This is a genomic window from Mycobacterium sp. SMC-18, assembly GCF_045310895.1.
Taxonomy (GTDB): Bacteria; Actinomycetota; Actinomycetes; order Mycobacteriales; family Mycobacteriaceae; genus Mycobacterium.
This window is the reverse complement of record NZ_JBJIAL010000152.1, coordinates 1-1009: the sequence shown is the minus strand read 5'-3', so window position 1 is coordinate 1009 and position 1009 is coordinate 1. Positions and strand designations below refer to the sequence as shown.

Genomic DNA, 1009 nt, shown 5'->3' with positions numbered 1-1009 from the left:
CACCGAATGACTAAAATTGTTGTTTTTGAAGAGTTTCGCGCCAGCGGCCGGCCGGCCCGCTGCGCCGGCCTTGCGGGGAGGGACTGAAGCACATGCGGAGCGCGTCGGGAGGCCCACGCATCCTGTTGAGACGGCTCCGCGAAACCATGGCGGAGCAAGTCTCCGCCCAGGAGCGCCTCGACAAGATCGTGGTGCTGATCGCGGCCAACATGGTGGCCGAGGTCTGCTCCTGCTACGTGCTGCGCGTCGACAACACGCTCGAGCTCTATGCCACCGAAGGTCTGAATCGCGACGCCGTGCACCGTACCGTGCTGAGCGCGCATGAGGGCCTGGTCGGCCTCGTCGCCAGCGAGGCGACGCCGGTCGTGATCGAGACCAGGCCCGAACCCGAGCCCGTGGCGGAAGTTGCCGCGGAGCCTGCCGCTCTCGCCGAACAGCCAGTTGCCGAGGTGCCCGCTTCCGAAGCTGCGCCTGCGGTGGAAGCCGCTGCGGAGGCGCCGTCCGGGGCCACCGCTGAGGCACCGGCGCAGACCGCGGGCACCGAGGCCGCAACTGCCGAGGCCGCTCCTGCGCCAGCGGAGACGCCGGCTGAGCCGCAACTGGTCGAAGTCTGGCGTCCCGGCGGCCGCTCCGACGAGCGCCGTCCGCATCATCGCGGCGGTCACGACCGCAACCGCGGCCGCCACCAGGGCAAGCCCGCCGAGGGCGCACAGGCCGCGGAAGGCGGCGGCGAGGGCGAGAAGCGCGAGCATCATCGCCGTCCGCGCCGCCATCAGGATTTCCGCACGCCGCGCCCCGGCGCACCGGCCGATGCGACCGCAGCCGCGGCCGCGCCTGCCGACGGCGCACCGGCGCGCGACAATCGCCAGGATAATCGTGACGACCGCGGCCAGCGCCGCGAGCGCTTCGAAGGCAAGGGCTTCGAAGGCAAGGGTCGCGATCGCGACAACAACGAGCGGCGCCGCGACAACAAGTTCGGCGGCGGCGATCGCAAGGGCGAGCGCGGTGA

At 71.5% G+C, this 1009-nt stretch carries 1 pseudogene; it reads left to right on the top strand.

The features are described from left to right. Window positions 1–146 precede the first annotated feature (146 nt). A pseudogene (locus ACJH6J_RS30545) lies at window positions 147–1009 on the top strand (hypothetical protein); the annotation flags it as partial.